The sequence below is a fragment of the Treponema sp. R8-4-B8 genome (assembly GCF_054786175.1).
Window position 1 is genome coordinate 30,152 of sequence record NZ_BDHE01000011.1, and the last position, 25,010, is coordinate 55,161.

Here is a 25,010-nt window from a genome sequence, read left to right on the forward strand (position 1 = left end):
ATATCGAGCGCGGTATGACCACACAGATAGCGTTGTTTTTTTTGAGTATACACCATATAAAGCGGTGTGGCAAGAGAAAAGAGATAAATTTTATTCTTTAGCGCAAGCGTGGAAAATTCTGTCGTTTATTGCGTTTCCAAGCCCCTTTTTAGGAGCTAATTGCACAAATATTCTTAATATTTCACCATTGTCTAACTCATGGAGAGTGTCAAAAAAGCGAGAAGCCGCCTCCAAAACCTGCCCGGTCTCGGAAAGAACCCTAATAACAGCCGATTTTGGCGGATTTTGGGCGGAAATCCATGTTTCCCTGGCCAAACCGTCAAAAAAAATGAACGCGCTATCTTTTTCATACGCTATTTTTTCAATATCTTCTATATTAAAGGCGACAAGCGGCGCATGGGGAGCGTAATGGCTTTTTAACTGCCCGGGAGAGGCAAGCCCTTTGGAAACATTCGTAACAGGATATCCGTCCTCAACCGCGCCTATCAATTTTTCAATCGCCTCTTTCGGCGTGCCGCCCGGCCTGAGTATTTTTACGCCTAACGGACTGGAATATTCGCCGTGATGTGATTCATCAGTACCGCCTGTTATGTCGATCACGGTAGATTCAAGCCCAATACGGGTGGGGCCGCCGTCGAGGATCATATCTACCCTATCGCCAAGTTTTTCGCGCACATGTTCCGCTCTTGTAGGGCTTAAAGAGCCGAACGGGTTAGCGCTAGGAGCCGCCACCGCTCCCGAAGAAAGTAAAATAAGTTCCCGCGCCGCCTCATGATCGGGAAAGCGAATTGCCGCAGTTTCCAGCCCCGCGGTGGCAATTCCGGGTATTCTTTTATTTTTAGGCAAAACAATGGAAAGCGGCCCCGGCCAAAGATTCTCCGCCAGCAAAAAAAGTTTCTGCCGTGTTTCTTTGCCCAATACTGAAAAATCCGCGACCTTTTCAAGAGTATCAAGCGCGGCAATATGAATAATCAGCGGATCAAAGTAAGGCCGGTTTTTTACCTCAAAAATTTTCGCGACAGCCGAGGCGTTAAAAGCGTCCGCTCCAAGCCCATAAACCGTCTCCGTAGGAAACGCCACAAGCCCCCCCTCACGCAAAATTCGCGCCGCTCTTTTGAGAGAATCATCTGAAACCGGAAAACAATTCATGTTAATAATATAATACTAAATATTTCTCACACGTTAAATAACCGCACGGTATAACCGTGTGGATGAAAAATGCCGCACAACGTAGCACCAATAAATGCCGCAGTCTGAAATAAAAGCAAGGCGGCCTTTAGGCAGCCGACAGTGCGCAGAACACAAAGGAAGAGAAGATCACAAAGAAGAATCAGGGAGTTATTGTCCGAGGGCTATGCTTGAGCTTCACGATAAGATAACGGACAAAAACCTTTCTCCCCCTTTGTGATCTTTGTCTCTTTGTGTTCTTTGTGTGAGGCATTTCGGAAATAATTACTCCATCTTCCAATTGCCGTCGCTTAACAGATACTTGCCGGGTTTTTTGCCATTAGAGGAATAGAAGGCGTCAAAATTCTTCGCGGTCGTATACAGAACATTTCCGCTAACGTCGGTATAAACTACATTGCCCCTGATACGTCCGTCCGGCTCACGCATGTCAAAAACTTTATTGCCCAAAGTTTGCAAAGAAGACGGAATTGTAACGCTTGTTATAAAATTATTGTAAAACGCGCCGTCCCTAATGGTTGTTACTCCGCTGCCAATCACTATCGAGGTAAACTTATTGCCGGAAAAAGCACCCTCCCCTATCGTTGTAACGCTTGCCGGTATGTCAATTGTTTTAATTTTATTGTTAAAAAACGCGTAATCGTCGATTACCGTTACGGAGGCGGGCAAAGTAACGGCTTCCAACAGATTGTTGGAAAAAGCCCCCTTGCCGATAACGCTGATTTTTGAACCCAATGTCACGGTAGCCAGTTTGTTGCCGGAAAAAGCCCCCCTGCCGATATTTGTAACATTATTCCCGATTGTTACGGTTTCCAGCCTGTTAAAAGAAAACGCGCCATCCCCGATAACGGTTACAGAATCGGGAATAGTAACATCTTTTAACCCCTTCCCGATAAAAGCGCCGCCGCTTATCATGGTAACTTGTTTGCCGTCAATAGTCTCAGGAATTGACAGGGAATCCGCCCTGCCCGTAGAGCCGGTAATTGTAAGCCCGGAACTGTTATCTTCAACTTTTATTCGCAGCCCGCTGTCGGCAAAAACTACCGCGGAGAGGAATAAAAACAGTAAAAAATAAGCTTTTTTCATCATATTAATTATAATACTGCGCTTAATGTCAATTCAAGAGGGGAAAAGGAAGTGGTTAGTGATTAGTGGATAGTTATTAGCGTTATTGTCCGTAAAATGAGCTTGTTGCCAACACTCTTAGCTTACTAACAACAAACTATCCACTAACTACTATCCACTTTTCCTACGCTAAAGGTTATGTTAAAATAACATGAGGCTGATACGCGCTTGACAAAAAAGGAGATTTAAATTGGCAGAAATAATAAAAATGTTGGAAAAAAGGGAAGTTTTTTGCGGCACATTGCATGACGCTGAAATAATTGACAGCGAATATTGTCTTTTTGTTCTTGGAAATGAAAAATTTGAAACAATAACGTATTTACGGGAGTGTTTTTATGGAAAGAATGCGACTACCGGAAGAATTCAAAGAATTCATAAATCTTCTTAATTTAAATGGCGTAAAATATCTTCTTTTAGGCGGATGGGCTGTAGGGTACTACAGTAATCCCAGAACTACAAAAGATATAGATTTTCTTGTTTTTATTGATAATTCAAACCTTAAAAAATTAGAAAAGGTTTTTCATGATTTTAAATCTCCTCCTATTAATATTGAAATATTAAAAGAAGAAAAAGGATATTTGTTTATAGGAAGCCCGCCTTTACGCATAGAAGTTATCAGTAACGCGGACGGTATAAATATAAAGGATTGTTACAAAAGAAAAAATATTATTGAAATAGATGATGTTAAGATAAATGTAATTTCAAAAGAAGATTTGATAATAAATAAAAAATCAACAAACAGGTTAAAGGATCTTTCTGACGCGGAAGCTCTTGAGAATTTTAAAATTAATCCTAATATTAATACAAAAAATATTCTTAAATCAAAATTAATTTTATTAAATATTGTCGGCGCTTATGGGAATGAACTTAATGAAGAAAACCTTGATATGAAAAAAAGGAAAAAAGACAGTAATTATAAGAATGATTTGAATATTATTAATAAAACAATATTGTTATACAATAAAGCGTTGGATACTAAAAATGAAAAAGATGTTTTTGCCCTGCATAATTCATTTAAAAAAAATCCTTTAACAAATAAAATTTACGATGTTTTTAAATATAAAATATTAAGAAACAAAATTTACAATGAAATAGAATACAGATATAAATTATTGTTAAAAAATGAATATTCACATTTAATAAACGATCCGAAGAGTTCACACAAAGAGCGCTAAGAAAGAGAAGAACACAAAAAGAAAACCGCCCTTTCGGACGGCTTTCTTTATTTTACGGTTTGTTTGCTGTTATTTCACGGCACCAGGCGATCCAGGCCATGTTCTGGTTGCACCCTTAAAGTCCACATCTGGGAAGCTTGTGGGTTTCGAAGATATAAGACTATTTAGACCAGTATTAATTATAGGTGTAAAATTGGAATTGGTTGCATCAATAAACGGCGATGCGTTTATACTTAGATCCGTAAGCGTTTTATCTGTTGTTTGTTTCTCCCACCCGCTTTGACTAGTTCCAGTTCCAATCGCAACATCAGACACATTGTAGCCGTCAGATCTTACTGTCCCACCAGCTCTGTATATTATAGGTCCGGAAGTTTTATTTGCCCCAGGAGCAGTATTCCCGTAGAATATGTTTCCCACAAAGGCAACTGTTCCGGCATTAACATAAATCGCTCCACCGCTATTTGTAGCTGAGTTATTGTAGAACGTGCATCCTCTCAGGGTCGCGTTTCCAGCATTGTTATAAAGAGCTCCGCCTTTAGTTCCCCGATTATAATTAAATATACAGGAATTTATATCAAGGGATCCGCTATTATAAATAGCGGCGCCATTTCCTGAAGTGGTAGTAGTATCTATGCCGTTTTTAAAATGAACACGTCTAATATTCACGGTATGAGCGGCTGTGATTAGCATTAATGATTGTTCTGCCGTTGCGCTGTATGTTGGTTGAAGAATCACGCCGTTTCCTTCAATAGTTATGATAGTTGCGGCTATGCTGCTTCCAATAGTCAACTGACTTGCCAAATTAATTACAGTTACCGAGGGATCAATTGTAATTGTACCATTATTAGCAATTTTTGATAAAGCGTCGCGTAATGTATTAGCGCCGGAACTTTCGCCACTGGTAACTGTTATTGCCGTTTGTGTTGGCGGGGCTACTGGCGGTGTAATTGTATATGTTCCCTCAAATACGGTGCTTGAAGTGCCGTTTATAACTGCTATAGCTTTTATCGTAGTTGTCGTGCCTATGGGAATGGGATTTGTGTAGGGAGTACCAGTTGTTGCCGTTGGGGCAGTGTCGGTTGTAGTATAATAGATGACCGCGCCTGTTTCAGCGGTAAGGGTTACAGTCACATTTTGAGTGGATGGGAAAGATCCTGCCGCCGGTGTTGCAGTAGGCGGCGCCACAGTAATGGGCGTAGCACTAGTAATAGTATATACATATGTCATTATATCGCTGTCATCCAAGCCAGTTTTGATGGCAATAGCTTTTAATGTAGTTGTTGCGCTTATGGTAATGGCAGATGTGTACTTTATTCCATTGGCTGGCGTTGGATCAGTGCCAGTTGTAGTGTAATAGATGTCCGCTCCATTCGTATCAGTAGAAAGGGTGACAGTTTGCGTGCTAGTGTAGTTTCCACCTATCGGGTTTGCATCAGGCATTGCCGCTTTTGTATCATCTGACGGTTGATTTTGGTTTCCACCGCTGCTTACTGCCTTCTTGTAGTATGTTAGTTGCTGAAGAGGACCACATTTTTGTCCAAGAGTCAATTCTGTTTCGGTAACAGTGAAAGTTGTTGATCCATAAGTTTGACTACCGCTCTGATCCTTAATAGTTAGGCTGCCTCCAGAAACACTATATTGATAGTAGGCAGTGGTATTGCCTGAGACAACTGCCAGTTTACTATCATTTGTAAATGTGTAAGGTGCCGTACCGCCAGCGTCTGCGGCTGCTTGTGTTTTATACCATCCTCCAAGAAGCAGGTCTCCATCGCCATCAATACCCAGATCACAACTTGTCAGCACTACTCCTAATACGACTGCGAATACCAGTATAATTAACGGTATTCCCACCCACAATTTTCTACTTTTCATTTTTTTCCTCCATTTCCGCCTTTAGGCGGTGATTAATGATTTATTAACAATAATATACCTTAAAAATTATTTTTTTTCAATATATTTGTGAGAAAAACCGCTCACAAAGAACGCTGGAAGATTTGTCCAAAAATTAAGAATTTAACCGTTGAGGGAAGGGGAAAGATGAGATGAGTCTTACGCTGGATACGATGAGGGACAGGGAAGGAAGAAAATAACCACGGAGTACACGGAGTTTAGGTACGAAAATCTTTTCTTCCTCCGTGTTCTCCGTGGTTTAAAATTCTTCTTTGCCCTCGAAGAACGCGAAGTTTAAATGAACCTCTTCCTGCCAGACTTCTTTCGCGGTGTTCCAGTTCCATTTTGCTGTTAGAAAACCCATTATTTTTTCAACCTTTCTTCTATTTCATCAACTGATAATCCCTGCTTAAGAAGTTTAAAGATTTCTTTTCGTTCTTCTTCTCGGCCTTCTTCTCGACCTTCTTCTCGGCCTTCTTCCCTGCCTTTCTCGCGAGCCTCTTCCTGCCAAACCTCTTTCGCGGTATCCCAGTTCCATTTCGTTGTCAGCATACTCATTACCTCCTTGGCGTGGTTTTCCATTAACTCTTTTAATATATCATGATCGCGGCAGTATTGCACTGCTTTTTTCATCGCTTCTTTTAAGGGCATACCCTCTTTCAGAAACTCCCTCACCTTCGATATAAACGCGCTGTACTGGGCTAAGGTTTGGCATTTTTGCGCTATCTGTTCGTTCTTTCCCGCGTTAATGTTTATTACTCTCACTTCCAGTTCCATGGCGGGAAACTTGACTTTTGAAAACTCTGTGCCTTCCGTACTTATGAACAAATCCGATAATTTTACAATCTTCTCGTCTGGGAACGGGGCTACGCCGTTGTACAATACGAAGAACTCAGGTCTTGGGATGGAGAGCGTTGCCGATGAATAGATTTTCTTATCATCTATGATTTTTTCATAAACGCGGCCTATGTACATTAACAGGCGTAATGCCATGTTCGGGTTTATGCTGGACTGGTGTTCGATTAGGACTACCAGTTTTCCTCCGATTTCGAAGGAAATGTCGTTATAAGTGTCCATGTACAGGATGTCTTCAAGGGTGTTGATGACGACAGGGACATCGCGGTCGAGGGTTATCCCCTCAAGGGCGCAGTAGAGTTCTCTTAAAACGTCAGGGTTGCTGAAGATGAAGGAGAAAACGCTGCTCTTAAATTTTTTGTTGATACTCATAATTGAGCCTCCTCAAAAAGAATTTCCCTTATATGGGTGCGAGGTGGCGGTTTTGCTTGACTGAAAAATGAAGTTTTTTTGGGAAATTATCCTACCACGAACCACATTCGGAGATGTCCAAGAAGGAAGAAAATAACCACGGAGTACACGGAGTTACACGGAGGAAGAGAAGATTGGACTTCCCCCGCTTAGCCTTCGAGCAAAAACCCCCACTTCCCTCCTTCTTCTTCGTGATCTTTTCTTTCTTAGTGCTCTTTGTGAGAATCTCTTCCCTATTCTCCCTTCGTGAGAAATTTTTCCGAAAATTTTTCAAAAACAGTCAAGCGCCACGCATCTGCGCGCCATATATAGGCGACAACAATTTTGTTGTTAAGGAGCACAAATGAAAAATCAAAATCCCACCCAGTACGAGTGGGGGCCATTCCCTTTCGATGGCGGGACGCAAGTCTATGACATCCGCCACGACCCGGTGTTCAAAGCCGTATTCACAAGGGACACCGCTAATTCAAGAGCCGCGCTGTCCGATCTGATTTCCGCGCTTATAGGCAGCGTTATCAAAGTGGGGACAATCACAGCCAACGAACCGCCGGTGAGCGATTTCAGACAGCGGTATCTGCGCTTCGACATCGCCTGCAAAACCCAAAAAGGCGAGCCGATAAACGTCGAAATGTCCTTTAACCCAAAGGCAAACGAGCATGTGCGCCTTGAGTACCACGCCGCGAGGCTTTTCGCTGGGCAGGAGCTTCATGGAAAATGCAAAAATTATACCGATTTGAAAAAGACATATCAAATCGCCATTTTAGCGAAGAAAAAATTTTTTCCTGACAAAGACCTTATTCATGATTTTATTTACTATGATCCAAAGACCCGAGTTTCTTTGGGTGGAAAGACCAGAATAATAACCGTTGAACTTGAAAAGACAAAACCCATAGCCGAGAAACCGATTGAAAAGATGACAAACGCGGAACTGTGGGCGGTATTTTTCCAATATTTGACAGATACCGGAAAAAGGTCTAAAATTGTTGATATAATCAATAGGGAGGAGGGCATAGCGATGGCGGTAAAAACGATGAAAGGATTCACGCAGAAAGAATTGGATTACATACGCGAATCTTATCGGATAAAGTGCGATATGGACTATCAGGACGAAGTGGTAACCGCGCAGAGAAAAGCCCTTAAAGAGGGACGCAAAAAAGAAAAACTAGTAATCGCGAAAAATTTGCTTTTAGAAGGTTCGACGCCCGAATTTGTGCATCGTATAACAGGACTCTCTTTAGAGAAAATTAAAGAATTAAAATTGATATAATCAATAAAGAGGAGGGCATAGCGATGGCGGTAAAAACGATGAAGGGCTTCACGCAGAGGGAATTGGATTACATACGCGAATCATATCGGATAAAGTGTGATATGGACTATCAGGATGAAGTGGTAACCGCGCAGAGAAAAGCCCGTAGAGCTGGCCGCAGAGAAGAGAAACTAGAAAATGCCAGAAGAATGAAAGCTGACAATATGCCTGTATCTAAGATCAATAAGTATACTGGGCTATCACCTGATATTATCGCTAAATTGTGAGGAATTTTTTCCAAAAGAAACTCACACAAAGAACACAAAGAGACAAAGATCACAAAGGGGGAAAATGGTTTATGTCCGTTATCCTATCGTAAAGCCCCCGCTTAGCCTTCGAGCAAAAACCCCCACTTCCCTCCTTCTTCTTCGTGATCTTTTCTTTCTTAGTGCTCTTTGTGAGAATCTCTTCCCTATTCTCCCTTTGTGTGAAAAATTTCCGAAAAATTTTCAAAAACGGTCAAGCGCCACGCATCTGCACGCCATATATAGGCGACAACAATTTTGTTGTTAAGGAGCACAAATGAAAAATCAAAATCCCACCCAGTACGAGTGGGGGCCATTCCCTTTCGATGGCGGGACGCAAGTCTATGACATCCGCCACGACCCGGTGTTCAAAGCCGTATTCACAAGGGACACCGCTAATTCAAGAGCCGCGCTGTCCGATCTGATTTCCGCGCTTATAGGCAGCGTTATCAAAGTGGGGACAATCACAGCCAACGAACCGCCGGTGAGCGATTTCAGACAGCGGTATCTGCGCTTCGACATCGCCTGCAAAACCCAAAAAGGCGAGCCGATAAACGTCGAAATGTCCTTTAACCCAAAGGCAAACGAGCATGTGCGCCTTGAGTACCACGCCGCGAGGCTTTTCGCTGGGCAGGAGCTTCATGGAAAATGCAAAAATTATACCGATTTGAAAAAGACATATCAAATCGCCATTTTAGCGAAGAAAAAATTTTTTCCTGACAAAGACCTTATTCATGATTTTATTTACTATGATCCAAAGACCCGAGTTTCTTTGGGTGGAAAGACCAGAATAATAACCGTTGAACTTGAAAAGACAAAACCCATAGCCGAGAAACCGATTGAAAAGATGACAAACGCGGAACTGTGGGCGGTATTTTTCCAATATTTGACAGATACCGGAAAAAGGTCTAAAATTGTTGATATAATCAATAGGGAGGAGGGCATAGCGATGGCGGTAAAAACAATGAAAGGCTTCACGCAGAAAGAATTGGATTACATACGCGAATCTTATCGGATAAAATGCGATATGGATTATCAGGACGAAGTGGTTACCGCGCAGAGAAAAGCTCTTAAAGATGGCCGCAGAGAAGGACGTGAAGAACAAAAGCTAGTAATCGCTAAAAATTTGCTTGTAAAAGGTTCTTCCTTTGAATTTGTTCATGAAATAACGGGACTCTCTTTGGAGAAAATTAAAGGAATAAATTTGAAATAATCAAACGGAAAGAAGGCATAGCGATGGCGGTAAAAACGATGAAGGGTTTCACGCAGAGGGAATTGGATTACATACGGGAGTCATATCGGATAAAATGCGATATGGATTATCAAGATGAAGTGGTAACCGCCCAGCGTGAAGTTCTTAAAGTTGGTCTTAGAGAACGTAAAAGAGGCCGTAATGAGGAAAAACTAGTAATCGCGAAAAATTTGCTTGTAAAAGGTTCAACGCCAGAATTTGTGCAAGATATTACAGGGTTATCTCTTGATGCAATAAAACGGCTTAGGAGATAATCCGCCAAAACCTCACACTAAGAACACTAAGAGACAAAGATCACAAAGGAGAAGAGGCAGTTTGCGTCCGCAATCTAGTCGTGAATCCCGCGCGCAGTCTTAGGACAAAAACCCCCTCTTTGCCAAACGCCGCAAAAAAAAGAAAACCGTCCTTACGGACGGCTTTCTTTAATTACGGTTTAATCGCTATTATTTCACAGCGCCCGGTGCTCCAGGGAAATCTCTGGTTTCGCCGTTAAAGTCCACAGGTGGGAAGGTTGTAATGGCGGTTGGTGAAGTTATAATGTTGCGCACTTTGGTGACCGGCTTAAAGGTGGGAGTGGAGCCATCTACATCAATAGGATCACCATCTTCGGCTGGAAGAATATCTATATCCTCTAATGTTTTGTCTCCTTTTGTTGGATCGCCCATCCAACCTGCTTGGTTGTTTCCAGTTCCATAAGCTATGTCAACCAAATTGTAACCTAAGTTATTTATATCCCCCGCTGTAGTCCCTGCAACATTTTGTAATAAATTTCCAGGCCTGCCAGTGAGAGCTATATTTTTGTAATACAAGTTTCCTCCAAAGGTAATAATTCCTTTGTTATTAAAAATCGCCCCCCCAATTCCATCATCACTAGTAGAACTCCACGATGTAGACCCTTGATTAGCAGTTGTACTAGCTATGGCTTCGTTAGCGTAGAATGTGCAACCTTTTATTGTGGCGGATGCTTTAAGCGCAGTAGGTCCTATGTCAAGTGTTGAACCTGGATTATCCCTGATAAAGATAGCACCGCCGCGGGCTGCCTTGTTGTAGCTGAAGATACAGGATTCAACATTAAGATTTCCGTAAACAAAAATACCGCCACCATTGCCACTAGGCCTATTACTTGTTTCATTGCCTGCTTTAAAATGAACACGGCTAACATTCACCGTCCAATTAATATTTGCCGCCGTTTGAACCCTTCCGACTTCTAACAATGAGCCATTGTCAGAACCACCTTCATCTTTTCCATAACCGGTCGCTACACGTGTAAGAATTAAGCCGTTACCTTCGATGGTAACATCCCTATTTACCTGCAAGACTCTGGTCAATGTGATGGTTTTCACGCTTGGAGCGATTATGATTGTACTGCCGGCAGTAGCGCTGGTGTCTTTTATAGCGTAGCGCAGTGTTCCAGCCGCAATTGTAGCAGGATCGGAAGCGTCAGTTACTACCACGGAATTCGGAATAACTTTGTAAGTTACGGTCAATACGTCGCTAGTGCCGCCTTCATCGTTAATGGCGACGGCTTTAAGGGTTTTAACTCCCGCCGTAGTCGCGGATATGGTAATGGGACCCGTATATTCATCACTGCTTGACGTTGGGTCATTGCCGTTTGTGGTGTAGTGAATAACAGCGTCTGACGATGTAGTATTAAGAGTTATCTCCGTAGCAGGACTAATGGCTACTTGAAATCCTGTGACGGTTTTAACAGCAAATACGCTTGCCGTGGGAGTGGCAGGTTTAGTTACCTTGTTGTCGTCGCCGTTGCCTAAGTCGCCTAAGTCGCAGCCTGCGAGAGTGAGAGCGAAAGCCAGCGCAATAAGAAGAACGGGCATCCAAATTTTTCTACTTTTCATATATACCTCCTGATTTCCGCGCTTAAGGCGGCGGCGGTAGTAGAACCGCCTTTTTATAGATTTATTAAGAGTAATATATCTTAATAATTATAGTTTGTCAATAAATTTACAATTATTTATTTCAATGACTATTATATGTATATATAGAATATAAATATAAAATAGAGACTATTTAATATCATTTTATAGTAGAAAAAACATAAAACTTTTGAATAAGAAATATATCTCACGAAGTGAGAAAAAGTTTTAAAAAATAAACAAATATGACACTTTCGCAAATATTGTCAAAATATCAAGACAAACGCGATTATGTAGTAGAGTACACAAAAAATACAAGCGCACAGGAAGAAGTCTGAAAAAAGATATGCCTTTCCTTGCTTTTAGAAATAAATTCCATAATATTTATTTCTAAATGTCATGGAGGTATAAATATGACTTTTATGGAATACTTAAAAATGTTTCCGACAGAAGAATCAGCCATAAATTATTTCGCGGCGATAAGGTACGAGGGGACAATCGCCTGCCCCTACTGCGGCGCGACTTCGGGCGTATATCGGCTTAGAAGGAGAATACGTTATTGCGAGTGTTCAAAATGTAATAATTCCTTTTCCGTATTTAAGGGTACTATTTTTGAGGCTACTAAATTGGATATAAGGAAATGGTTTTACGCAATCAACATCTTCCTTAATGATAAAAAAGGCGTATCAGCCTGCAACCTTCAGCGCGAACTCGGCGGAAGTTATCGAACATCATGGCGAATGTTGCATCAGATTAGAGCCGCAATGGGAAGCGATGACTCCTCCAAGGTATTCAGCAAAATAGTCGAAGTAGATGAAACTTATGTGGGAGGAAGACCGAGAATATGCGCGTCACGGCAATGGAAAGGAACGTCAAAAGTGCCGGTGATTGGCATAATAGAGAGAGAAACAAAACAAGTTCGCGCCCAAGTAGCCATTTTACCCGATAAAATAGGACGAAATTTACTTAAAGTCTTTCTAATCCCATTTGTTAAAAAAGTAACAATCGAAGGAACAACTGTTATTACAGATGACTTCAAAGGATATTCCGCGCTGGATAACGATGATGAGCCTTATACTCATTTAACTATAAATCATTCCGCGAAAGAGTACAGCGACGGAAACGGCACTCATACAAATAACATTGAAAATTTTTGGAGTATCCTAAAACGCGGCATCATCGGGGTATACCATAAGACAAGCCCCAAATATCTGCAACGCTATGTCAATGAAGCCTGTTACAGAAGAAATAACGGAACTAATATGAACGCTTTTAACAGGATTTTAAAACGCTCTGTAATGCCTCAAGCAAATTACGCGTGGAAGGTGGTTCTTTAGTTTTATCTCCAATAACGATCCCAATACAACCGACTTATTCAATGCACTTTAAAAGCTATAAAAGATAATTTTACGGAAACTAAGCCAATTTTATTGTGTATTCTACGGCATAATTGCGATTTTATGCAAGGTTCTACTACCGCCGCCGCCTTAAGCGCGGAAATCAGGAGGTATATATGAAAAGTAGAAAAATTTGGATGCCCGTTCTTCTTATTGCGCTGGCTTTCGCTCTCACTCTCGCAGGCTGCGACTTAGGCGACTTAGGCAACGGCGACGACAACACTACCGTTACTGTGGCTACGCCCACGGCAAACACTGTAACTGGTACCTACGCCACCGGCAAGAAAGTTACACTTAGTACTTCAACGACAGACGCTGATATTTATTACACCACTGACGGCTCTGCTCCGACGACTAGCAATTATAAATACGACGATGTCGCCTCCAGCGGAGGAGTTGAATTAACCGCATCAGGCACAACACCGGCAGTAATAACACTTAAAGCCATTGCTTATGTGGATAATAGTAAAAGCGATGTTCTGACATTGTATTTCAAAGTTATTCCGGGAACGCCAGTAACAGTAGCAGCTAGCGGCGATTCTGGCGCTGGAACATTGCGTAATGCTATAGATAATGCCACTGATAATACTACAATCATAATTGATCCAAGCGTAAAAAAGATTGAATTGGCTTCTAATCTGATAGTAAAAAATACTGGTATTACAATTGAAGGAAACGGCGTAGTTCTTACGCAGGTCGCGACATGGAGTGTTACAAATCAGTCATTATTTCAAACCAATTCTGGTAAGTCGGCGACTGTTAGCCGTGTTCATTTTAATAATGGAAAAGATTTAGGTACGGGTAATGCCGGTAATGGCGGCGCCATTTATAATATTGGAAGTCTCACTCTGGAATCCTGTATATTCAGCTACAATTCGGCAATCCGCGGCGGAGCTATTTTTAACACGCCAGCAGGAACCGGAGTCACATTAACAGTGAAAGGCTGCACATTCCTCGCAAATTCTACCAAAAATGCTCCTACTACCGGTACTAATAGTACAGCAAATAAAGGGGCTGGGGGCGCTATTTATAATGACGGCGGACAAATTAGCTTTACTGGAAACCTCTTCTACAATAATACCGCTGAAGCTCTCCTTGCTCCAGGTACTGGTGCTACTGCCAATTTTATGGCACCGATATTATTCAATACTAATTCAGGTGGTGCAACTTCTGGCGGTTACAATGTGACTGATGTTGCTTATGGAGTCGCAACAGGCGCAAGCGGTTGGACAAATGGAACAGGAGACAAAACATTCTGGTTAATAGGAATGGGAGCAGTCGATGATTTGGATATGGATGAAGGTGTTGCTCCGATTGACACAACCACCTTTGCGCCGAAAGATAAAGTGCGTGGCGTTATACCTTCAGCTATTACAGGCTTCCCAGCTGTGGACTTTAATGGCGAAGTCAGAACCTTCCCGGGAGCGGCGGGCGCTGTTAAATAATAGCGATTAAACCTTAATTAAAGAAAGCCGTCCGAAAGGACGGTTTTCTTTTTTTTGCGGCGTTTGGCAAAGAGGGGTTTTTTGTCCTAAGACTGCGCGCGGGATTCACGACTAGATTGCGGACGCAAACCACCTCTTCCCCTTTGTGATCTTTGTCTCTTAGTTTTCTTTGTGTGAGGCTCTTTTAAAAAAAATCCTCACAATTTGGCGATAATATCAGGGGATAGCCCAGTATACTTATTGATCTGAGATACAGGCATATTGTCAGCCTTCATTTTTCGGGCATTTTCTAGGTTGGCCTCATTACGGCCTTTTCTACGGCCATCTTTAAGGGCTTTTCTCTGCGCGGTTACCACTTCATCCTGATAGTCCATATCGCATTTTATCCGATATGATTCGCGTATGTAGTCCAATTCCCTCTGCGTGAAGCCTTTCATCGTTTTTACCGCCATCGCTATGCCCTCCTCCCGATTGATTATATCAACAATTTTAGACCTTTTTCCGGTATCTGTCAAATATTGGAAAAATACCGCCCACAGTTCCGCAGTTGTCATCTTTTCTATAGGTTTCTCGGCTATGGGTTTTGTCTTTTCAAGTTCAACGGTTATTATTCTGGTCTTTCCGCCAAGAGAGACATGGGTTTTTGGATCATAGTAAAAAAAATCGTGTATTAGGTCATTGTCAGGGAAAAACTTTTTCTTCGCCAGAATGGCGATTTGATATGTCTTTTTCAAATCGACATAATTTTTGCCTTTTCCATGAAGCTCCTGACCAGCGAACAGCCTCGCGGCGTGGTATTCAAGACGCACATGCTCGTTTGCCTTTGGGTTAAAGGACATTTCAACGTTTATCGGCTCGCCTTTTTGGGTTTTGCAGGCGATGTCGAAACGCAGATACCGCTGCCTGAAATCGCTCACCGGCGGTTCGTTGGCCGTGATCGTCCCCACTTTGATGACGCTGCCTATAAGCGCGGAAATCAGGTCGGACAGCGCGGCTCTTGAATTAGCGGTGTCCCTTGTGAATACGGCTTTGAACACCGGGTCGTGGCGGATGTCATAGACTTGCGTCCCGCCCTCGAAAGGGAATGGCCCCCACTCGTACTGGGTGGGATTTTGATTTTTCATTTGTACTCCTTAACAACAAAATTGTTGTCGCCTATATATGGCGTGCAGATGCGTGGCGCTTGACCGTTTTTGAAAAATTTTCGAAAATATTTCTCACAAAGAGCACGAAGAAAGAGAAGGACACAAAGGAAGAGAGGGAAGAGGGGGTTTTTGTCCGAAGGCTAAGCGTGAGCTTCACGATAAGATTATGGACAAAAACCCTCTTCCCCCCTTCGTGTTCTTTGTCTCTTTGTGATCTTTGTGTGAGGTTTTGGCGGAAAAAATAAAAAAAGGAGTAAACTAAGGCTTATGGCCTTAGGCCATAAGCCCGTTTACTCCCCAAATAATGGGCGATACAAGACTTGAACTTGTGACCCCCAGCGTGTCGAGCTGGTGCTCTAACCAACTGAGCTAACCGCCCTGTAAATACTATACCACTTGCAGTGAAAATAGAGAAGGCTAAATTTAAATATTCTTTGCTGTCTACTTCACTCTTTCGCGGATAGCGACGTTTACCTCAATTTTAAAGGGAGTTTCAATTTCCATTGGCACAATAAGGGCTTCCACTTCACCCAGGTTTGTAGAAACTTCCATATTATCACCGGTAAAGAGCGCCGGCGGAGTAAGGTCAAACTTAAAGCCAAGGTCGTGAAGTTTGGTTACAGCTTGAGCCGTAATCATATTCGCCAACTCTTGAATGGTCGCCTTTCCCAGTTCGTCAAAAACCGTGAAATTTTCACCGTTCATTTTTCCGGCTACAAATAACGCCGTCTCTTTTGTCATGTCAAAAAGGACGCGGCCTTCCACATCGCCCGCAAGTCCGACAAGAGCCGCAACGCCCATGATGGACATTGAAGTCGGCTTTAGATATATTTCTCCCCGTTTAACTTCAATGCTTAACACTTCTTTTAATACGCTGTAAGCCGCTTCCACAAAGGGGTTGATATACTCAACTCTCATAATACACTCCTTATAATTTTTTTATGCGTTATGCGAAAAAGCAGAAACAGGATCATCGGCAATTGCTTCCCAAATAACTCCCGTAAGCTCTTCGTTCCTGCCCAGAATAACAATTCCATGGTTTCTCAGTTTTTCCGAGAAATCCGCAACTAATCTTGTCTGCGTATCCGCGTCAAAGTATGAAATAACATCCCTTACAAGAATCATATCCACTTCAGGAATGGTATTCTCATTTACTATATCATGGTATTCAAAAACAATCGAGTCCTTTATGGCCTGATTAAAAGAATAACCGTTTGTTCCCTGCACCACATAAGGCCTGCAATATTCCGGTATGTCATCCAAACTATACGTCATATTCGGCGCTTGTGAAACAGCCATGATATCGTTATCGTTTGCCCATATTTTAAGATGAGCTGTCGGATACCTTGCTTTAAGTATACACGCAAACGAATAAGTTTCACAACCCTTTCCGCAGCCGATGTTCCAAACGCCGATATTTGTAAAGTTGACGTTGGGAAGTATCTTTTTAACGGCATTGGCATAAGCCTCGTTCCAGAACTGGTTTGTGCATGGAGACGTAAAATCTTCCAAGAATTCATTGGCGTCGGCAAGGTTCTTTAACTGTACATCGTCTCCCGTGCGTCTTGAACTCCATTCGGCAAAACGCTTGTGAAGCCATCTTTCATTTATGCCTGTAACGGCAAAGTGCCGTAACGCCAAGAGGCTCTCCTGGATAAAGCCGATAGCCGTATCCGCTGCAGACCTTTGCGCCGCGGCCGAATCCGCAGACGGAGGCGGTGGAACAAAGAATTCGCCGCCTTCTGATACCACGGCGTGGGCCTTGTCTTTATTGTCTTCAATTGAAAAGATACGGACAACATCCAGAATGATATAAAGATCGCCTTGTTTTTCCACAACGCCGCTTATGTACTTAATGTTAATGTCGCCAAAAATAGGATGCGGAGGCTGTATAGTATCTTTTTGTATTCCGACAACCTTATCAATTTTATCTACAATTGTCCCATATACCTGATCATTAATATGAAGGATGAGCATGTTTTCCAAGCTCTCTTCTTTTTTTTCTACCGGCAAATGGAAGAACTGCCTTAAATCAATTATTGGAATAATGTCGCCGCGCAGGTTATACACGCCCCGTACAAAGGAGGCCGCGTTAGGCACGAATGTAAATTTATCGGCTTTCGCGATTTCCTTCACGCTCATAATATCAACGCCGTAGTCCTTACCGGCGAGAGAGAAAGTGACCATTTTAAAATCTATATTGTCTACCCGCTCTTTTTGTTCCTGTAAATCGGCGTTTACCTGTTCTAAATCCTTTATTACTGCCGCCATACCTTTTACCTTGTTGAAGCTTCGCGGATTCGGCGCTGCTCCATTTCCTTTTTAAGCCCTAATTCAAGAAGCTGGCCAACATCAATAATGAGAGAAACCGATCCGTCTCCCAAGATTGAAGCCCCGGCGATTCCCGGAGAATTTGTATACTGATCCCTTAAAGGTTTGATGACAACGTCTTCTTCACCAATAAGGCTGTCCACCATAAAGCCCATTTTTTTCTCCGCCGTTCCGACGATTACTATAAAATGGTACTCCGACTGTTCTTCTGTTCTAATGCCAAACAAGCGGTTAAGTCTGAGTAACGAAATAACATCGCTGCGGATATTGAAAACTTCGTAGTTGTCAATTTTTTTAATTTCTTCCGGTTTGATTCTAAGGCTTTCGATAACGGACGTAATCGGAATCGAATAGATTTCCGGCCCGACTCTGACAAGAAGCCCTTGAATAATGGCGAGAGTAAGAGGCAGTTTGATGACAAACGTAGTCCCTTTCCCGCGTTCTGAATTAACCGTAACGGTTCCGTTAAGTGCGTCTATGGAGCGGCGGACGACATCAAGGCCTACGCCGCGCCCTGAAATGGCGGTTATCTGTTTTGAGGTAGAAAAACCGGGTTCAAAAATAAGATTGTACGCTTCAACATCGGTAAGAACCTTGTTCGGGCTGATAAGTCCGCGTTCTATGGCTTTATTCTTAACCGCCTCAACATCAATGCCACCGCCGTCGTCACCAATTTCTATGACGATCATATTGCCTTCGTTGGTCGCCTTTAACAGTACCATGCCTTCTTCCGGCTTTCCGGCGGCTTTTCTTTCTTCCGCGGATTCAATTCCGTGGTCGATAGAGTTACGCACCGAGTGCATGATGGGATCAAGGAGGTCTTCGATGACTGACTTGTCAAGTTCGGTATCTTCACCTTCGATAACCAAGTTGATTTTTTTGTTGAGCGATTTTGAAAGATCGCGAACAAGGCGCGGGAAACGGCTGAAAATCTGGCTAATGGGAACCATGCGGATACGCATAACGCCTTCCTGAAGCTCGCCTGATATGCGCCCAAGATTTTGCGAATTGGCGCGGAATTTCGCTATGCTGTTTTTGAACGCGGTTTCGAAAGGATCAAATATTGTAAAGATATCGCCGTAATTATCGTTAATTTCCTTGCGGATATCTTTAACTGATTTGCCGCCTTGAATGCCTTCAAGGTAATCGGGCAGACTGTCAAACAGATTCTTAATTTTGTCTCTGTATTGATTTTCCAATTCGCGAAGATGGGCGGTAAGCTCGCCAAACTGCATATTGATCTGGTTGAAAGTCGCTTTTGTAATAACCGTTTCCGAAACAAGATTTAAAAGATCGTCAATACGTTTGGAGTCTACGCGAAGAACAGATCCGGCTTCTTTGCCCGCTTTCTTCGCGTCTTCCGCCGCGGCGGCGCTTTTTTTCGTGTCCGCGGGAGCCGCGGCTTTCACCGCTGGCGCTGCCTGTGCCGCGGGAGCGGCAGCTTGCGCGGCAGGAGCGGCTTGCGCTACAGGAGCGGCTTGAGCCACGGGAGCAGCCTGCGCCGCGGGAGCAGCCGAAACTGAAGGCGCCGGTTTTGCCGCGGGAGCTGCTGAAACATTAGCAATACCTGTAACATCCGCGTCCAAACTTACATCCGGCAGTATGACGTCATTTTTTATTCTTTGCGTATCATTTTTTGAAGCAATATAATAATCAACAACGGGGAAAAAATTATCCGCATAGAGTTGTTCAAAATCGGGGACTGTCCTTAAAACGGTTCCCAAGCTTTTAAGAACGGCATAAACTTGAATGCCGCCTACGGTATTCATCAAGCTGTTCTCATCAAACTTTACGGAAACTTTGTATATGGGCATTCCGCCGTCAACGGATTCTTTTAATTCATCTATCTCCCTATCGGTAAGGGGCTGATTCGCACTGGCGACGGCAGGAGTGGCAGGCGCGGCGCTTGGCGCAGGCGCGGCAACAGGAGCGGCGACGGGAGCCGGAGCCGCTTTAACAGGCGCTTTCGCAGCGCCCTTTGTCGAAGGCGGCAACAATGCGTGAAGCTTACCTTCTATTTCGGCGGTGTCCTCTTTATAAACATTACCGTTCATCCGCTCATCAAGCATAGCTTTTATAACGTCTATCGCCTGAAGCAGAATATCCACAACATCCCCATTTACTGCAAGTTTGTCAGATCTAATTGCGTCTAACACATCTTCAACAAGATGCGTGAAATGAGAAAGCTCCATAAATTCTACCGTTGCGGATCCGCCTTTTAAGGTATGAGCCGCACGGAAAATTTCATCAACGGCGTCTTTATTGGCGCCACCACTTTCAAGAACTAAAATGTTTTGTTCCAAGGTATCTACCTGCATTTGGGCCTCGCTGAAAAAGTCCTTGAGTAGTTCTTCGTTATTGGGATCAAGATAATCACTCATAATACTAATATCCTCTAAATATTAATAAAAGTCAAGATACTAAATATATAAATAGAGAAGAATTTGAAAAAAAATCAAAATAAGCAAATTTTGAAAAAAACGCAATTAATTGCATTTTGTCCAAAAAAGTGCTAAAATGTATAATATGAAGCGGTTATTTTTACCCATTTTTGTATTTTTACTATTGGCGGGCGGCGCCGGTCTTTTGGGGGCGTTTGAAATCGAGGTTATAGGGGGAATGAACGGTTTTACCTTTCAACCGGATAAAACATCGGCTTATACTGAACCTTACGAGGAAACACAGTTTACGCCATACCCATATTTGCTGGCAAATATAGCTTTTAGGCACAATATTTCTGAATCATTGAATTGGAGCGTGAGCTTTGAGAGGGATAATTTACTGCAAAACAGTATAAATGCCCTATTTGGGGCAAAAACAGACTTTTTTAACGTCAGATTTGGACCATTTTTAGGATTTGTAGACGATTTTACTATTCCTGACGTGGGAATAATCGGTAATTTAGAATTAAACCTCCCCGGAATCGTCTCTTTATCAATTTCCGGCTCATCAACTTTAGGCTCCCAATATGAGTTTACCAGCCATACTTACCGGGAAACTGCCGGCGTTAAGCTTGGCTTTTGGATACAAAACGCTATTCCCTCTTTATCCGCAAACATAAAATTTCTTTCCAGACAGATAGATGAATCCGTTGTTGTTGACGATACATTGTTCAAATATTATTTCACCTTGGAATTATTTACCAAAAATCACAGTATTTCGGGATTTATCAACTTGGGATACCAAACCTATAAACGGGTTTACAAAAAAGATACTGGTGATTTTTCCGATGAATTAAGCTCATGGTTAGTGGGTTTTGACGTTAGTTGGCAAGTTTTCCGGCTGTTATGTATAAAGGCAGGAGTAGAAATACCGCTTTTTATGTCCGCAGTAGAGCCGATGACCGTTACTCAGGAACCTTTACTTTCTCTGCGAGTATATGCCGGCGTTGTTTTATCAATAAAGTAAACAAGGAAATTTATGTCAGAAATTGATATTGTAATCCGCCTTTGCATAGCGTTTACCGCCGGCGGCATTATCGGCATTGAAAGATCAAGCCGCCGTCAGGTCGCGGGCCTTCGCACCCACATACTTATCGCCATCGGCTCGTGCTGTCTTATGATGCTTTCAATCTGGCTGCCGCAACAATTAAAAATCGGGGACCCGGGAAGGATAGCGGCGCAGGTTGTTTCTGGCATGGGCTTTTTGGGAGCGGGCGCGATAATCCGCCTGGGCACTAATATCAGGGGGCTTACTACCGCCGCTTCACTGTGGCTTACGGCCGCGGTAGGGCTTGCCATTGGAGCGGGAATGTTTATCGCGGCCTTAACAGCCGTAATTCTTGCGATTATTACGCTTATATTGCTTCACCGCCTTGAAAGAAAATTGTTTCCCGAAGATAATTGGAAACAATGAATGGGAAACCTTTTACAGTCAGCGAGCTTACGGAACAAATACGCCTGAACCTTGAAGGCTCTTTCTCATACGTCTGCGTAGAAGGTGAAATTTCAAATTGCAGGCCGGCAAGTTCCGGCCATCTTTATTTCAGTTTAAAAGATTCAAACGCTAAAATTGACGCTGTAATGTTCAGAAACAGGCTGAGAAACATAAACTTTGAACCTAAGGACGGAATGTTACTGCGGGTGCGCGGAAGCCTTTCCGTATACGCTCCACGGGGAACCTACTCCATAGTCTGCGAAGAAATGGAAATAGCCGGAGCGGGCGAAATCCTCGCCATGCTGGAAAAAAGAAAACAAAAACTTGCGGCGGAAGGGCTATTTGACACCGAAAAAAAACGCCCGCTGCCCCGCTTTCCGCAAACGGTAGGAGTAGTCAGTTCCCCAACGGGAGCGGCTGTACGCGACATTTTAAACATACTCGCAAGGCGTGCCTCGGGCGTCAAAGTGATAATACTTCCCGCCCCGGTACAGGGCGATGAGGCGGCGTCTTTTATCGCGGCGCGAATAAGGCAGGCGAACATGTGGCGTCTTGCCGACGTTTTAATAGTAGGCAGGGGCGGCGGCTCGCTTGAAGACCTATTGCCCTTCTCCGCTGAAGAAGTAGTCCGCGCGGTAGCGCAGTCAAAAATCCCGACGGTTAGCGCCGTTGGGCATGAGATTGACTGGGCGTTATGTGATTTCTCCGCGGATCTTCGCGCTCCTACCCCATCCGCCGCCGCCGAATTGGTCAGTGAAAATTATTTCGCCGTCAGGAACTTAATTCAAAAAAACGCGGAAGTTTTTATAACCGTTATGCGCACGCGGATAGAGAGGGCAAAACTTCTTTTAAAACCGTTTGATCCGCAGGACATGGAATACCGTTTCCGTTCGATTTTACAGCCTCGCCTAGTCCGCCTTGATGACGCGAAAGAGGCGTTAATCGGCGCGGTTTCCGACAAGTGCTCCGTAATAAGAAAGAGAATTGAATTGGCGGCGGCAGTTCTTGAAACCGCAAGCCCTCTCGCCGTTATGGAGCGCGGTTTTTCGGTCGTGACAAATTCAAACGGCAAAATAATTAAAAGTTCGGACAATGTAAAAACAGGCGACAAGCTTTACATCAGGCCGTTAAAAGGAAAAATAAACGCGATTGTAGAAAGCGCGGAAAAAACAAGGAGTTAATATGGCAAAGAAAAGCATACCCGCTAAAAGCGGCGCCAAAACTGGCGGCACAAAAAGTTTTGAAGAACAGCTTGGGCGGCTTGAAAAGCTTGGCGAACAGATTAAAAGAAACGACATTCCCCTTGACGAAGCCCTAGCCGCGTTTGAAGAGGGAATCCGCCTTGCCAGAACGCTGGAAAAAAGCCTAGAAAAAATAGAAAATCGCATAGAAATACTGATGAATTCCACGGAAGCTCTAGCGGATGAGTCACCGGAGATGGAATTGTTTGACGCTGGGGAATGAAGTGTCTGAAAGGCGAATTGCCATACTGCCGCCGGAAGAAGCCATGCGTATTGCGGCGGGCGAAGTTATTGACCGCCCGGCGGCGCTTGTGCGGGAATTCCTTGACAACGCCATAGACGCTGGCTCTTTAAACATTGATGTTTCCATTGAAGAAGGCGGCTGTAAAAAAGTTGAGGTTTCCGACGACGGCGGCGGCATGACCCGCGAAGATTTGGCAATTTGCTCCCTTACCCACGCGACAAGCAAAATACGCGGCCTTGACGATTTAAACACATCCCGCACGCTTGGTTTCCGCGGAGAGGCGTTAGCCGCCGCCTGCGCCGTAGCGCGTTTGGAAATTATCTGCTCTGTTGACGGAAGGGAAGCGTGGCGTCTTGATACAGGCCCCGGAGAAAGCCGGCAACCTGTAATCGAGCAAACGCGCAGGACAAAAGGCGTGACAGTCAGGGCGTTAAATCTTTACGAGACAATCCCGGCGCGAAAACGTTTTTTAAAGAGGGAAGGAAGCGAAGCGTCCCTGTGCCGCCAAGTTTTTATTGAAAAAGCCCTTGCGTTTAACGGCATAAACTTTCGTTATGTGCAAGACGGCAAATTAAAAGATTTTCTGCAAGCCGTTAAAACAAAAAAGATGCGTTTTGCCGCCGCCGTGTTACAAACAGGCGAAGAAAATTTCCTGCATGAAATAAATGTAACGGGAGCGGGCTTTTCAGCGGTAATAGTTATCGGCGGGCCTGAACTTTACAGAAACGACAGGCGGCAGCTATTTATTTTCGCCAACGGCAGAAGGGTGCAGGAATATTCTCTTGTTCAAGCCGTTGAATACGGCTCTCAGGGCTGGTTCCCAAACGGCACACATCCCGTCGCGGCGGTCTATTTGGAAATAGACCCGTCTCTTGCCGATTTTAACATTCACCCCGCAAAACGCGAAGTGCGCTTCCGCGACCCCGGCGCGATTCATCAGGCAATCTCAGGCGGAGTCAAAAACTTTTTTCACAGTTTGTATCTAAAAAACTCCAACAAAGACAATAAATCTGCCATTCAAGACGGACAAGGGGAGAATGAAGAATCTCTTTTCATAAAAAATAACTTCATATCAAAGCACCGCATGGAAGAACACGCTAATATACCAAACAACAACTTGCGAACCGAAGGTTCGACGCCTTTGCGCCTCCGCGAGAGTTCTTCTTCATTTCCACGCCTAAATGATAATTTTTTTTCATCCCCGCGAAACCGCGAAAGTTCCTCTTCAAACACACCCGCATACGGCGATATGCGCTACGCAGGAAGAATATTTGATCTGTTCATCCTAATGGAATGGGGAGACAAACTTTATATAATAGACCAGCACGCCGCGCACGAGCGCATCCTTTACAATAAATTCCTTGAAGGGCCAATCCCCAAACAGGAACTGCTTGCGCCCATTACCTTCACCACGGAAAGCGATGAAGAAGACTCCTTCCTTTTGGCAAACCGCGAAGAACTGTCGCGCCTCGGCGTTGAAATTAAAAAAGAGGGAGAAAGCTGGAACATTGAAGCGCTCCCCGCGGACTGGCGAATGGGCGATTCTCAAACCGTGAAAGAAATTCTTGAACTGCGTTTGGCTGGAGAGAACATGGCAAAGCGCTGGGCGGCGACCTGCTGCTGCCGCGCGGCAATTAAAGACGGCGACATTCTTGGCGAAGAAACAGCCTTTGAATTAGGCAAAGAAGCCCTCCTGTTACCCGACCCGCGCTGCCCCCACGGCAGGCCTGTTTGGACAGAGATAAGCCGTGAAGCGCTTTTTAAAGCTGTCAGGAGAGACTAGTAGTCAGTAACATCTAAAACTTTACAAAACATTATTCTCAAATTTTCTCTCGCAAAGACGCAGAGGACGCAAAGGACGCGAAGTTCCTGTTCGATGCCTCATTATTGATCAATATATATAATTTTAACAACAAATCTTGAAGGAAAAACGACGATCCTACGAACAACAACCTTTGCGCCTCTGCGCCTTTGCGAGAGGTCTTTTTGTAAATATTTAGCTGTTACAGACTA

22 protein-coding genes and 1 tRNA gene are annotated in these 25,010 nt (G+C 43.7%); 13 read left to right on the top strand and 10 right to left on the bottom strand.

All coding sequences use genetic code 11. The features are described from left to right. Positions 1 to 90: 90 nt before the first annotated feature. Positions 91 to 1,149 (bottom strand): L-threonylcarbamoyladenylate synthase, encoded by a 1,059-nt coding sequence (locus tag ACYVRA_RS03485; RefSeq protein ID WP_461251359.1) that lies wholly within the window; start codon positions 1,147 to 1,149, stop codon positions 91 to 93. A gap of 303 nt (positions 1,150 to 1,452) precedes the next feature. Continuing rightward, positions 1,453 to 2,274, bottom strand: coding sequence for a leucine-rich repeat domain-containing protein (locus ACYVRA_RS03490; RefSeq protein ID WP_461251360.1), 822 nt, complete (start codon positions 2,272 to 2,274; stop codon positions 1,453 to 1,455). 226 nt (positions 2,275 to 2,500) lie between these two features. On the opposite strand from ACYVRA_RS03490, the gene ACYVRA_RS03495 reads away from it, so the two are divergent. Next, a complete protein-coding gene (locus ACYVRA_RS03495) occupies positions 2,501 to 2,698 on the top strand; it encodes a hypothetical protein (protein WP_461251361.1) in 198 nt (65 codons plus the stop codon). Further along, entirely contained in the window at positions 2,646 to 3,485 is an 840-nt protein-coding gene (locus tag ACYVRA_RS03500) for a hypothetical protein (RefSeq protein ID WP_461251362.1), read from the top strand. Before ACYVRA_RS03495 ends, ACYVRA_RS03500 begins: the two co-directional genes overlap by 53 nt. A 69-nt stretch (positions 3,486 to 3,554) precedes the next feature. On the opposite strand, the gene ACYVRA_RS03505 is transcribed toward ACYVRA_RS03500, so the two are convergent. After that, positions 3,555 to 5,357: a chitobiase/beta-hexosaminidase C-terminal domain-containing protein gene (locus ACYVRA_RS03505; RefSeq protein ID WP_461251363.1), complete on the bottom strand. Its 1,803-nt coding sequence runs from the start codon at positions 5,355 to 5,357 to the stop codon at positions 3,555 to 3,557. Positions 5,358 to 5,738: 381 nt separating this feature from the next. After that, a complete protein-coding gene (locus ACYVRA_RS03510) occupies positions 5,739 to 6,602 on the bottom strand; it encodes an Rpn family recombination-promoting nuclease/putative transposase (RefSeq protein WP_461251364.1) in 864 nt (287 codons plus the stop codon). Between the two features lie 382 nt (positions 6,603 to 6,984). On the opposite strand from ACYVRA_RS03510, the gene ACYVRA_RS03515 reads away from it, so the two are divergent. The 4 genes from ACYVRA_RS03515 (at position 6,985) to ACYVRA_RS03530 (ending at position 9,698) form a co-directional block, all read left to right on the top strand. Beyond that, entirely contained in the window at positions 6,985 to 7,908 is a 924-nt protein-coding gene (locus ACYVRA_RS03515; RefSeq protein WP_461251365.1) for an Rpn family recombination-promoting nuclease/putative transposase, read from the top strand. A gap of 23 nt (positions 7,909 to 7,931) precedes the next feature. Beyond that, positions 7,932 to 8,174 (top strand): hypothetical protein, encoded by a 243-nt coding sequence (locus ACYVRA_RS03520; RefSeq protein ID WP_461251366.1) that lies wholly within the window; start codon positions 7,932 to 7,934, stop codon positions 8,172 to 8,174. A 295-nt stretch (positions 8,175 to 8,469) separates the two neighbouring features. Beyond that, positions 8,470 to 9,405, top strand: coding sequence for an Rpn family recombination-promoting nuclease/putative transposase (locus tag ACYVRA_RS03525; protein ID WP_461251367.1), 936 nt, complete (start codon positions 8,470 to 8,472; stop codon positions 9,403 to 9,405). A gap of 23 nt (positions 9,406 to 9,428) precedes the next feature. After that, the gene (locus ACYVRA_RS03530; RefSeq protein WP_461251368.1) at positions 9,429 to 9,698 is read left to right on the top strand and encodes a hypothetical protein; all 270 of its coding nucleotides are present in this window, start codon (positions 9,429 to 9,431) and stop codon (positions 9,696 to 9,698) included. Between the two features lie 189 nt (positions 9,699 to 9,887). On the opposite strand, the gene ACYVRA_RS03535 is transcribed toward ACYVRA_RS03530, so the two are convergent. Then, positions 9,888 to 11,300 carry a chitobiase/beta-hexosaminidase C-terminal domain-containing protein gene (locus ACYVRA_RS03535; RefSeq protein ID WP_461251369.1) on the bottom strand — a complete coding sequence of 471 codons (1,413 nt, stop codon included), beginning with the start codon at positions 11,298 to 11,300 and terminating at the stop codon, positions 9,888 to 9,890. Positions 11,301 to 11,731: 431 nt separating this feature from the next. On the opposite strand from ACYVRA_RS03535, the gene ACYVRA_RS03540 reads away from it, so the two are divergent. Next, positions 11,732 to 12,655: an IS1595 family transposase gene (locus ACYVRA_RS03540; protein WP_461251370.1), complete on the top strand. Its 924-nt coding sequence runs from the start codon at positions 11,732 to 11,734 to the stop codon at positions 12,653 to 12,655. A 176-nt stretch (positions 12,656 to 12,831) separates the two neighbouring features. Beyond that, positions 12,832 to 14,160 (top strand): chitobiase/beta-hexosaminidase C-terminal domain-containing protein, encoded by a 1,329-nt coding sequence (locus tag ACYVRA_RS03545; protein WP_461251371.1) that lies wholly within the window; start codon positions 12,832 to 12,834, stop codon positions 14,158 to 14,160. Positions 14,161 to 14,357: 197 nt separating this feature from the next. Here the strand turns inward: ACYVRA_RS03545 and ACYVRA_RS03550 are convergent, their stop codons facing one another. The 5 genes from ACYVRA_RS03550 to ACYVRA_RS03570 form a co-directional block, all read right to left on the bottom strand. Beyond that, positions 14,358 to 15,284 carry an Rpn family recombination-promoting nuclease/putative transposase gene (locus tag ACYVRA_RS03550; protein WP_461251372.1) on the bottom strand — a complete coding sequence of 309 codons (927 nt, stop codon included), beginning with the start codon at positions 15,282 to 15,284 and terminating at the stop codon, positions 14,358 to 14,360. A 326-nt stretch (positions 15,285 to 15,610) separates the two neighbouring features. Further along, positions 15,611 to 15,684, bottom strand: a tRNA-Val gene (locus ACYVRA_RS03555). A 62-nt stretch (positions 15,685 to 15,746) separates the two neighbouring features. Then, complete coding sequence (locus ACYVRA_RS03560) at positions 15,747 to 16,223, bottom strand: chemotaxis protein CheX (protein ID WP_461251373.1); 477 nt, start codon at positions 16,221 to 16,223, stop codon at positions 15,747 to 15,749. Positions 16,224 to 16,244: 21 nt separating this feature from the next. Then, entirely contained in the window at positions 16,245 to 17,576 is a 1,332-nt protein-coding gene (locus ACYVRA_RS03565; RefSeq protein ID WP_461251374.1) for a CheR family methyltransferase, read from the bottom strand. A 5-nt stretch (positions 17,577 to 17,581) separates the two neighbouring features. After that, complete coding sequence (locus ACYVRA_RS03570; RefSeq protein ID WP_461251375.1) at positions 17,582 to 20,017, bottom strand: chemotaxis protein CheW; 2,436 nt, start codon at positions 20,015 to 20,017, stop codon at positions 17,582 to 17,584. Between the two features lie 145 nt (positions 20,018 to 20,162). On the opposite strand from ACYVRA_RS03570, the gene ACYVRA_RS03575 reads away from it, so the two are divergent. The 5 genes from ACYVRA_RS03575 to mutL are packed head-to-tail and all read left to right on the top strand — an operon-like array spanning position 20,163 to position 24,780. Next, entirely contained in the window at positions 20,163 to 21,044 is an 882-nt protein-coding gene (locus ACYVRA_RS03575; protein ID WP_461251376.1) for a hypothetical protein, read from the top strand. Positions 21,045 to 21,056: 12 nt separating this feature from the next. Continuing rightward, the gene (locus ACYVRA_RS03580; protein ID WP_461251377.1) at positions 21,057 to 21,491 is read left to right on the top strand and encodes an MgtC/SapB family protein; all 435 of its coding nucleotides are present in this window, start codon (positions 21,057 to 21,059) and stop codon (positions 21,489 to 21,491) included. Continuing rightward, complete coding sequence (xseA, locus tag ACYVRA_RS03585) at positions 21,488 to 22,693, top strand: exodeoxyribonuclease VII large subunit (RefSeq protein WP_461251378.1); 1,206 nt, start codon at positions 21,488 to 21,490, stop codon at positions 22,691 to 22,693. Before ACYVRA_RS03580 ends, xseA begins: the two co-directional genes overlap by 4 nt. A gap of 1 nt (position 22,694) precedes the next feature. After that, the gene (gene xseB / locus ACYVRA_RS03590) at positions 22,695 to 22,976 is read left to right on the top strand and encodes an exodeoxyribonuclease VII small subunit (RefSeq protein ID WP_461251379.1); all 282 of its coding nucleotides are present in this window, start codon (positions 22,695 to 22,697) and stop codon (positions 22,974 to 22,976) included. Position 22,977: 1 nt separating this feature from the next. Beyond that, positions 22,978 to 24,780, top strand: coding sequence for a DNA mismatch repair endonuclease MutL (gene mutL / locus ACYVRA_RS03595; protein WP_461251380.1), 1,803 nt, complete (start codon positions 22,978 to 22,980; stop codon positions 24,778 to 24,780). The last annotated feature ends 230 nt before the right edge of the window (positions 24,781 to 25,010 follow it).

Coding starts and splice junctions, on each gene's coding strand:
- ACYVRA_RS03500 (WP_461251362.1), top strand. CDS start 2,646: ATGGAAAGAATGCGACTACCGGAAGAATTCAAAGAATTCATAAATCTT.
- ACYVRA_RS03530 (WP_461251368.1), top strand. CDS start 9,429: ATGGCGGTAAAAACGATGAAGGGTTTCACGCAGAGGGAATTGGATTAC.
- xseB (WP_461251379.1), top strand. CDS start 22,695: ATGGCAAAGAAAAGCATACCCGCTAAAAGCGGCGCCAAAACTGGCGGC.
- ACYVRA_RS03515 (WP_461251365.1), top strand. CDS start 6,985: ATGAAAAATCAAAATCCCACCCAGTACGAGTGGGGGCCATTCCCTTTC.
- ACYVRA_RS03505 (WP_461251363.1), bottom strand. CDS start 5,357: ATGAAAAGTAGAAAATTGTGGGTGGGAATACCGTTAATTATACTGGTA.
- ACYVRA_RS03560 (WP_461251373.1), bottom strand. CDS start 16,223: ATGAGAGTTGAGTATATCAACCCCTTTGTGGAAGCGGCTTACAGCGTA.
- ACYVRA_RS03485 (WP_461251359.1), bottom strand. CDS start 1,149: ATGAATTGTTTTCCGGTTTCAGATGATTCTCTCAAAAGAGCGGCGCGA.
- ACYVRA_RS03545 (WP_461251371.1), top strand. CDS start 12,832: ATGAAAAGTAGAAAAATTTGGATGCCCGTTCTTCTTATTGCGCTGGCT.
- ACYVRA_RS03580 (WP_461251377.1), top strand. CDS start 21,057: ATGTCAGAAATTGATATTGTAATCCGCCTTTGCATAGCGTTTACCGCC.
- ACYVRA_RS03520 (WP_461251366.1), top strand. CDS start 7,932: ATGGCGGTAAAAACGATGAAGGGCTTCACGCAGAGGGAATTGGATTAC.
- ACYVRA_RS03540 (WP_461251370.1), top strand. CDS start 11,732: ATGACTTTTATGGAATACTTAAAAATGTTTCCGACAGAAGAATCAGCC.
- ACYVRA_RS03510 (WP_461251364.1), bottom strand. CDS start 6,602: ATGAGTATCAACAAAAAATTTAAGAGCAGCGTTTTCTCCTTCATCTTC.
- ACYVRA_RS03565 (WP_461251374.1), bottom strand. CDS start 17,576: ATGGCGGCAGTAATAAAGGATTTAGAACAGGTAAACGCCGATTTACAG.
- xseA (WP_461251378.1), top strand. CDS start 21,488: ATGAATGGGAAACCTTTTACAGTCAGCGAGCTTACGGAACAAATACGC.
- ACYVRA_RS03570 (WP_461251375.1), bottom strand. CDS start 20,017: ATGAGTGATTATCTTGATCCCAATAACGAAGAACTACTCAAGGACTTT.
- ACYVRA_RS03575 (WP_461251376.1), top strand. CDS start 20,163: ATGAAGCGGTTATTTTTACCCATTTTTGTATTTTTACTATTGGCGGGC.
- ACYVRA_RS03550 (WP_461251372.1), bottom strand. CDS start 15,284: ATGAAAAATCAAAATCCCACCCAGTACGAGTGGGGGCCATTCCCTTTC.
- ACYVRA_RS03525 (WP_461251367.1), top strand. CDS start 8,470: ATGAAAAATCAAAATCCCACCCAGTACGAGTGGGGGCCATTCCCTTTC.
- ACYVRA_RS03490 (WP_461251360.1), bottom strand. CDS start 2,274: ATGATGAAAAAAGCTTATTTTTTACTGTTTTTATTCCTCTCCGCGGTA.
- ACYVRA_RS03535 (WP_461251369.1), bottom strand. CDS start 11,300: ATGAAAAGTAGAAAAATTTGGATGCCCGTTCTTCTTATTGCGCTGGCT.